Raw genomic sequence first — 8,001 nt, forward strand, 5'->3', positions numbered from 1 at the left:
CCTGCGTCGCCGTGCTCTCGACGTCATGCGCAGGGACACGTCGAAGGGCTCGCTCTCCATCAAGCTCAAGAGGGCAGGCTGGGATGACGACTTTCTCCGAAACGTTCTCAATGGCTTACTCGCGTGAGCCATATGCGATTGCCCTGTAGTCACAGTGGGCCGACCGAGCGCGCCAAGTAGAGCGGTGGGCGTATCGAGATATCGCTGCAGGAATGCCATTCAACCTTCTAGGAGCGATACGGAAGCCAAGTATGCCTTGCAGTGCCACAATTCAGGGAAATTAACTGATGAAACAGATTTTTCTTGCCATCGCACTCATTACCGCTCCGGTAGCCGCTTTCACCGGCTTTGAGCTCTACGCCAGTACTGCACCAGTCAAAACTGCGGGCCTCGGCGACTTGTCGTCGTTTAAGGCCATCATTGCTGACGTCCAGACCCTCGCTTCCAAGGGCGATCTCCCCGGCGCTGCCAAGCGCATCACCGATTATGAAACGGCATGGGACCAGGCCGAGACCGCGATCCGTCCACTGAACCAGAACGATTGGAACAACATCGACGCGGCCTCTGACGCTGCATTGAAGGCTCTTCGTCAATCGAACCCGTCGGCGGACAAGATCAACAAAACCCTCACCGTTTTGACGGCGGGTCTCAACAATCCGGCCCAGCCTGCACAGTGAGGTAGACGACAAACACCGTCACTCTGCAAACCGCCGCCCGACGCCCATTCAAGGATACCCACAATGTCTGCACCGGCCACCAAAGCTGCTGTTTACAATCGCGTTCCCCGCGTCACAACCGACTTCTGGCTCATAAAACTGATGGCCGTCACCATGGGTGAAACGGCCGCCGATTATCTCAACGTGCAGATGGGCCTCGGCCTGACGGCGACATCACTGATCATGTCCGCAGTTCTGGCGCTCGCCCTGGTCTGGCAGTTCGCGCAGAAGAAATATGTTCCCGCCGCCTACTGGCTGTCCGTGGTGCTGATCAGCATCGTTGGCACGTTGATCACCGATAACCTGGTCGACAATTTCCATGTTCCGCTGCTGGATACGACGATTGCGTTCTCGGTCGCCCTGGCGCTGACGTTCCTGCTCTGGTTCAGAGCCGAAGGGACGCTTTCGATCCACTCCATCTACACCGGGCGGCGTGAGGCCTTTTACTGGCTGGCCATCCTGTTCACCTTCGCGCTTGGGACGGCCGCCGGCGATCTGGTGGCGGAACAATTCGCGCTGGGCTATCTGGCGACCGGCGTCCTGTTCGGGATGATCATCCTCTCGCTCAGCATCGGCTATTTTTTCCTCGGCCTCGACGCGATCCTCGGCTTCTGGCTGGTCTATATCCTGACCCGGCCTCTCGGCGCCTCCTTCGGCGACCTGATGTCCCAGCCCGCGCAGTATGGCGGTTTCGGCCTCGGCACGATCATCACCAGCGCGATCTTCCTCGCCGCAATTGTTGCAATCGTCATCTTCATGAGCGTTCGGCACGAGGGCGAGGAACTCGCTGACGTTGATGAGGATAAAAAGATGGCAGCCCCCGGCGAAGGCGAGAAGCTTGCTATTGCCGAGGAGGGACTTTGAGGAGCGGCCCGGCCTTATGTGATCGTCTGCCAGCTTCAACACCAATATCGCCGAGGACAGTCCGAATGCAGGCGTCAGCACAAGCACTTTCCCGAACTCTAGAAAAATGGGTATTGGCCGGCGCAGCCTTATCAGCTCTTCTGGCAACGGTAGTCCAGCTCCATGCGCTGGAGGAGCTGGTTGATCGTCCTGTTGCGTTGTTCTTTGCAAGTCAGCGTGACGCGACACTGGTGCATATTGCGCGATTTTTGACAGACTTCGGCAAAGCCTACTGGTTCATCGTCCCGGCTGCCGCTCTGTTCATACTGTTCCGGTTCATGTGGAAGAATCCACTTTATGCTTCCAGGTCACTTTTCGTTTTAACGAGCGTTGCATCGACCGGCATTATCGTCGATGTTCTCAAAGTCGTATTTGGTCGCGCTCGGCCAGAATTGTTGTTCAATCAGGATATTTTTCAGTTCTTTTTTTTCAGATTCGGGCACGAATATAATTCATTCCCGTCGGGACACACCGCCTGTGCGGTGGCAGCGGGCGTCGCTTTGGCCCTGATCTTTCCGCGTTACCGCAGCCTGGCGCTTGCTGGCGCAGCCATTCTGGCATGCACGCGCTTCATCACGACTGCGCACTACATCAGTGACGTGATGGCGTCCTCAATGATCGCCGTCGTTGTCGTTCCGATTATCCAGATTGTTTTTGCGCGATTTGGCTTTCCCTTGAGCGAGCGCGAGGCGTCGATGGACCCGCCCCGCCATCGCCTGGCTGCAAAAATGATCGGCACACCTTTGAAGGCTCGCAGCATCGATGGCGCCGTCATGCGGGCGAGCGCACCAACAATCGTCGGTGTGGTGATTGCCGCGACGATTATGGCGGTGTGCGGTTTGGCTCCCAATCTGGCACTGATCGAATGGCAAGAAGGTTCCTTGCCCGATTATCAGCCTGTACTTGAATGGTGGCTATGGTTGTCCTTGTACGCCTGTCTCGGCTTCGGAGCTCTGACCTGGGCATGCCAGCGAAAGCTTAGGCCAATCTGAGGACACGCTTTCCTTGACCTCTGAGTTCCCGTGTAGACCATGGTCATGGGGACAGGGATGTGCGGTCGATGGTGGGTTCTTGGCTTAGCTTGGGGCCGCCACTCCCTTAAGCGCCTCGGCGTTAAAATCCTGTTCGCAGCAGCAGAACCCCTCCGTCCCAATCCGTGTTCGCTTCAGCGTCGGGGCGTACCGCAATACGCCCTGATCCAAGCATTTGTGCCAGAATGTCGCGCGGCGTGTTGGCATCGGCCTGGGTTGAGACAGCAGAGGATAGCGACAGCGGCCGCTCGATCTGTTCCTGCACGACCGAACCGATCCAGACCGGTGCGAGTTTTTCTCCCATGAGGTTGATATCTGCATCCCAAAGCCGGAGCACGAACCGAGTGTTGTTCGGTGCAGCTCCGTTTTGCAGGACGAGCGTCAAGCTCGGCAGCCTTCCGCTGGCGAGATGAGGGGTAACCGGCAATTCGACAGGAGTTGTCTTCGCGGAGAGCCAACCCAGTATCCTGGATGACGCCCATGGCGCGGGCAGACGCCATCCCTTGCTCAGCAAATCCTGTCGAATTGCAGAAAGGTCTCCCGCCCACTGGATCGTGAAGGGCTCTTCGATCTCGCCGGTCAGATCGATCCGCCTGGGCGGCAGCCGTTGCCAACCTGACGTCCACCAGTCGTTGGCCATCATCGTGGGGGTCGCTCGGTTTACGGCATAGCGTTCGACATCGAGAGAGTGATGTCGATAGACGTTCAACCCCCCGGCTAGCGCGAGTGCCGCGCCGGCGATCACCATCAATGACGTCGCGCCGACTGATTTTGCCGGCTTTCGCATGTAGAAGAATCCGAGCACTGCCAGCCAGGCCGTACCGAAGGCAAGCCCCCCGACCGCGTCCGAGAACCAGTGAGCGCCCAGATAGACGCGCGAGAACGCTATCAGCAGTGCAAAGGATAGAGCGGTCAAAGCGACCGGAAGGCGCCACATCGGACGAAGTTCACGTCCGATCAGGAAAGCGAGAAAGCCGTAGACGGCGAGATTGACTGTGCTGTGGCCGCTGGGAAAGGAAAATGCGCTCCAGCCCGTGTAGAACAACTCGGTCGGCCGGGCGCGATGGAGCGTGACTTTTATGACCGTGTTGAGCACGGATGCACCGCCAACTGCCGCCAGCCAGTAGGCCGCTGGACGCCATGCCCGTCTCCAGGCAAGCCATAGAAACACGGCGATCGTTACCGTCATCACGACCACCGTATCGCCAAGCTCGGTGGTTATCAGCATTACGGAATCGCCCGGAACGGTTCGCAGATCCTGGAGTGCCTGGTAGATCGCGTTATCGGCGCGTACGAGAGGGTCGCCACTGACGACATCTTCGAGAATGCCGAAGAACAGCCAGGCGGAGCCGATCAGCAACACGGCGAGGAGCGCCAGTCCTCGGGCGTCGGGACGCGACGGATCGAGAAGATCCAGCGCGAAGCGACCCCACCGGGAGTGGCTCATGGCCGTGCGGTGCCGAAGCCAGCCCGACAGAGCCGATGCAAGCGTCGGACCTTGGCGCAGGGCGAACCGGGCGAGACGGAGCAGCACCCAGATGAAGACAACGATGAGAACAACCAGAACAGTGAGGGGTTTGGCGGCCGCGCCGAACATGCTGAAAGCAGCGCCGACGAACACAGCGGGCAAAACATGGGACGGCGCCCACACCAGCGCGGACAGGATGTTGGCAACGTAGAACCGCCGCACCGACAGCCCTAACATGCCGGCGATCAGGGGGACGAAGGCGCGCACGCCCGGTGTGAATCGGGCGATAAAGACGCTTTTGTCGCCGTGCTTCGCGAAAAATGCCTCGCTGCGCGTGATGAGGTCCGGATGTCGGTTGAGCGGCCATCGTTCAAGGATCTCGCGGTGATAGCGATGGCCGATCCAGAACGAGAGGCCGTCGCCGATGATTGCCCCGGCGGAGGCCGCGCCGAGCAGCGGCCAGAGTTTTACAATGCCGCTGGGTACCAGTGCGCTGATTGCCAGGATTGCGGCGGTGCCTGGAATAAAAACTCCGATGACGGGTATGGATTCCGACAGCGCCAACAGAAGCACCGCCGCATAGGCCAAATGCGGATGCGCCGCGATGAACGCGGTAACGGCGGAAAAGAAGGACGCCACCATCCCGCGCTCCTCTAAAGGACGGAGGTGACGAACCGATCAAGGCGTGTCCCCTCCCGGTAGAGCGCGCGGACCAATATAGCGGCGACGATACCCGTCGCGGCTCCGCCGAGGACGTCGCTCACATAGTGCGTGCCGATATAGACGCGGGAGACCGCCACCAGCACAGCCGCCGCGAGGAACCACCGTCCCGTGCGCCGCATCCCGTGTAACAGAAAAGCCGCCGCAATGGCGAAGGTCGCGGTCGCATGATCGGAAGGGAATGACGGATCGGCGCTGGGGCTGATCAGCAGATGGGAGATGCCGCTGTCATAGGGTCGCATGCGATGAACAAACAGCAGGATAAGCTGATTGATAGCAAGGCCGAGCAGGAAAGAGAGCCCCGTCGCGACGAGAACGTGTCTGTTGTGCGGCCTATCCGATCCTCGCCACCATTGCGCGGCGACCGCCGGCACGAGCAGCGGCACACCGATGGCGGACACCCAGATCATCAGGAAATCGACCGAGGCGCTAGCTCCGACAAGGCTGTTGACGGCGCGGGTCGCGGCGGCATCGAGATCGTAGAGTTGCAATGCCATATCCTCATAATGTCCTGCCAACGGAATAATCTGATGCAATCGCCTCAATATATATGCATCAGTATTGGCAAAGTCCCGGAATACTGAAGATATTCGATAAATTCGAAGAACGGATAGGCTACGAAAAAGACGAGCCCGTCTGTAAATGTTCGATATATCCGCTCCGGTTTGACAACGAGTTCCTTCTCATCGTGAAACAACGAGAAATCCGGGAAAAACTTTGGAACTTGTGCGAAGTAAGTATCATATACCTCTCCGAAACTAGTCCGTAAAAAATTCTCCTCTGTTCGGATAACAATCATAAAGGCCAGGTAGCATATGACACCGAAACCAACCGCAATGATTATACTTCCCGTTTGCGCTCCAATTCCCACGGCGCCGATAGCACTGAAAACGTAGAGTGGATTGCGTGATACCGAGTATGGACCACTTTGTACAATCTCGGCGCCTTTGCGCCCACCGATATAAAGAGTACACCACATTCGCCCAATAATAGCCGCGACGATCAGACTCAGGCCAACGGCCTCCAGATACTCATGAAATCGCCCCGTGGAGGATGAGCGAACAAAAAGCAAAGCGATGATCAAAAGAATCATAACAACGCCGATTGCTATGCGGCGTTTCTGTTGAAATTTCCCGAGTTCGGAAATTGTCTTCATTTTGTTTCCGATGTTGTGATTCGGTATCCGCATAGGGAATTCCGCATTTTTACTTTATTTGGCTGAATCATCGGGTTCAATTCAATATTTTGACTTTAGTCGTCCTCGAAAGCATAGAGACCCCAGTACGGTCAGCGTCGCGAAGCCCGCGCCCGCCAGAAATGTCCCCTGGGGTCCGGCAGCATCCCACAAGATTCCCGCGATGATGCTGGCGGCGAGTAGGGCCAAACCGCAGATCAGGTTGAACATGCCGAAGGCGGTACCGCGCAGTTCCGACGGCGCGGTCTCGGCGACAAGCGTCGAAAGCAGGCCCTGGGTGAAGCCCATGTGAAGGCCCCAGAGTACGACGCCAATTGCGACCGCGACAATGCTGGACGCAAACGCCAGCACGACATCTGCCAGAACCAGCAGAACCAGTCCGACGATCAGGATCATCACCTTGTCCATGCGATCAGACAGGATGCCAATCGGATAGGCCGAGAGCGAATAGGTGAGGCTCATGACGACCATCACAACCGGAATCAGCGCGAGCGGCAGGCCTATCGATTGCGCGCGGAGGACGAGAAACGCTTCGCTGAATCGAGCCAGCTTGAAGACCGCGGCAATCACCACGACCCACCAGTAAACAGCATCCAAACGGCGCAGTTCCTCACGTCGCAAGGGCATCCGAACCTTGCGCAATGCCTTCGGGCGCTCCGGCTCCCTGACGGCGACGATGATGAGCACCAAGGACACACACGCCGGAATGACAGCGATCCAGAAAACCGTTTGGAAGTGATCCGCGGTGAGCCACATCAGACCGATAGCGAGGAGCGGCCCGACAAAAGCTCCGATCGTATCGAGCGACTGGCGCAGGCCGAAGCTCGCGCCGCGCAGCTCCGGCGGCGCGATATCGGCGACGAGCGCGTCACGCGGTGCGCCGCGAATGCCCTTTCCGACCCGATCGATAAAGCGGGCTGCGATCAGCCAGTCGAGCGAAGAAGCCAGAGGAAAGATCGGCTTGGTGAAGGCGGCAAGGCCATAACCGAGAACTGCAAGGAACTTACGTTTGCCAAGCCAATCGCTAAGCGCGCCTGAAAACACTTTGGTGATCGAGGCGGTTGCTTCGGCAATCCCCTCGATGATGCCGACGGCCAGCGCCGACGTACCGAGCACCGCCACCATATAGACGGGTAGCAGCGCATGAATCATTTCCGAGGAGGTGTCCATCAGCAGGGAGACGAAGCCTAGCGCCCAGATGCCTGCCGGAATACCGCGACGGGTTTCGGCAGAAGACGTTTTTTCGACGGTGATTGTTGGCTTCCCGGCCTGGTCGCTCATTTCAGCGGTTCTCGTCGTGGGCGTCGAAGACGCGCTGGGCATAGCTGTCGAGCAGCGCCTCGCAGGCGCGCAGCCGCTCTGAGGCCTCTTCGGCCAATGTCGCGCCGTAAAAGTCGAGCTTGCTAATCTTCTCGAGCCATCCCTGAAGCTTCTTGAGGTCTGTGTCCTCTTCCTCCAGTTCGGCATAGGTGAACTTGTTGATCGCGATCTCCTTGGCGATCTCGGCCTCGAAATCGGCGCAGCGGCCAAGGAACTCACGATACTGCTCGTCGCGATCGGCCTTGAAGCGGTTGATCACCTTGTCTTCCTGGGCGCGGTCGAGGGCGACTGTTTCCAGGATCACGGCTTCACCGCCCATCTCCGCCACGTCGTTCTCCAGCATCTTGAGCCGTCGGACATGATCGTCGGTCTTCGGCAGGAGGCACACGCCGTTCTGCAGATAGACCGCGCCCATGCCCTTGAGCCGGCGCCATAACGCGATGCGCTTGGCGGCCGGCTCGGGTGGGACCTTGTAGGTCAAAAGGAGCCAGGATGGAGGGAACTTCTCTATTCGGCGTGTTGAGGTCAAGCGCTTTCGAGCTTTCCGCTCGGCTGGTGATTAACGTCTTTCGCGGGCCCTTGCTTCTCTTCGGGATCGGCTCTTTGGCCCTCCCATTATGGGATCAGTAGAATGAGGCGGCCCAATCT

Annotated in this window: 8 protein-coding genes; 3 read left to right on the plus strand and 5 right to left on the minus strand. The window is 58.4% G+C overall.

The window, feature by feature from the left end:
- Positions 1 to 287: 287 nt before the first annotated feature.
- From FJQ48_RS12680 to FJQ48_RS12690, 3 genes are all read left to right on the plus strand, one after another.
- Positions 288 to 677: a hypothetical protein gene (locus tag FJQ48_RS12680; protein ID WP_094574530.1), complete on the plus strand. Its 390-nt coding sequence runs from the start codon at positions 288 to 290 to the stop codon at positions 675 to 677.
- A gap of 63 nt (positions 678 to 740) precedes the next feature.
- On the plus strand, positions 741 to 1,580 hold the full coding sequence (locus FJQ48_RS12685) for a hypothetical protein (RefSeq protein ID WP_094574528.1): 840 nt from the start codon (positions 741 to 743) through the stop codon (positions 1,578 to 1,580).
- Between the two features lie 65 nt (positions 1,581 to 1,645).
- The gene (locus tag FJQ48_RS12690; RefSeq protein WP_139975414.1) at positions 1,646 to 2,611 is read left to right on the plus strand and encodes a phosphatase PAP2 family protein; all 966 of its coding nucleotides are present in this window, start codon (positions 1,646 to 1,648) and stop codon (positions 2,609 to 2,611) included.
- 121 nt (positions 2,612 to 2,732) lie between these two features.
- Here the strand turns inward: FJQ48_RS12690 and FJQ48_RS12695 are convergent, their stop codons facing one another.
- The 5 genes from FJQ48_RS12695 to FJQ48_RS12715 form a co-directional block, all read right to left on the minus strand.
- Complete coding sequence (locus tag FJQ48_RS12695) at positions 2,733 to 4,760, minus strand: bifunctional DedA family/phosphatase PAP2 family protein (RefSeq protein ID WP_094574524.1); 2,028 nt, start codon at positions 4,758 to 4,760, stop codon at positions 2,733 to 2,735.
- 11 nt (positions 4,761 to 4,771) lie between these two features.
- Positions 4,772 to 5,335, minus strand: coding sequence for a phosphatase PAP2 family protein (locus tag FJQ48_RS12700; protein ID WP_094574522.1), 564 nt, complete (start codon positions 5,333 to 5,335; stop codon positions 4,772 to 4,774).
- A gap of 44 nt (positions 5,336 to 5,379) precedes the next feature.
- Positions 5,380 to 5,994, minus strand: coding sequence for an isoprenylcysteine carboxylmethyltransferase family protein (locus tag FJQ48_RS12705; RefSeq protein WP_125303055.1), 615 nt, complete (start codon positions 5,992 to 5,994; stop codon positions 5,380 to 5,382).
- A gap of 81 nt (positions 5,995 to 6,075) precedes the next feature.
- Entirely contained in the window at positions 6,076 to 7,314 is a 1,239-nt protein-coding gene (locus FJQ48_RS12710; protein WP_094574520.1) for an MFS transporter, read from the minus strand.
- Position 7,315: 1 nt separating this feature from the next.
- A complete protein-coding gene (locus tag FJQ48_RS12715) occupies positions 7,316 to 7,834 on the minus strand; it encodes a Chromate resistance protein ChrB (RefSeq protein WP_094574518.1) in 519 nt (172 codons plus the stop codon).
- Between the last annotated feature and the right edge of the window lie 167 nt (positions 7,835 to 8,001).

The organism is Ochrobactrum sp. CGA5, assembly GCF_006345815.1.
In the GTDB taxonomy this organism is placed as follows: Bacteria; Pseudomonadota; Alphaproteobacteria; order Rhizobiales; family Rhizobiaceae; genus Brucella.

What these genes read in the sequence shown, in the direction of transcription:
- FJQ48_RS12685 (WP_094574528.1), top strand. Translation starts at nt 741, where the DNA reads ATGTCTGCACCGGCCACCAAAGCTGCTGTTTACAATCGCGTTCCCCGC.
- FJQ48_RS12705 (WP_125303055.1), bottom strand. Translation starts at nt 5,994, where the DNA reads ATGAAGACAATTTCCGAACTCGGGAAATTTCAACAGAAACGCCGCATA.
- FJQ48_RS12695 (WP_094574524.1), bottom strand. Translation starts at nt 4,760, where the DNA reads ATGGTGGCGTCCTTCTTTTCCGCCGTTACCGCGTTCATCGCGGCGCAT.
- FJQ48_RS12710 (WP_094574520.1), bottom strand. Translation starts at nt 7,314, where the DNA reads ATGAGCGACCAGGCCGGGAAGCCAACAATCACCGTCGAAAAAACGTCT.
- FJQ48_RS12690 (WP_139975414.1), top strand. Translation starts at nt 1,646, where the DNA reads ATGCAGGCGTCAGCACAAGCACTTTCCCGAACTCTAGAAAAATGGGTA.
- FJQ48_RS12680 (WP_094574530.1), top strand. Translation starts at nt 288, where the DNA reads ATGAAACAGATTTTTCTTGCCATCGCACTCATTACCGCTCCGGTAGCC.
- FJQ48_RS12700 (WP_094574522.1), bottom strand. Translation starts at nt 5,335, where the DNA reads ATGGCATTGCAACTCTACGATCTCGATGCCGCCGCGACCCGCGCCGTC.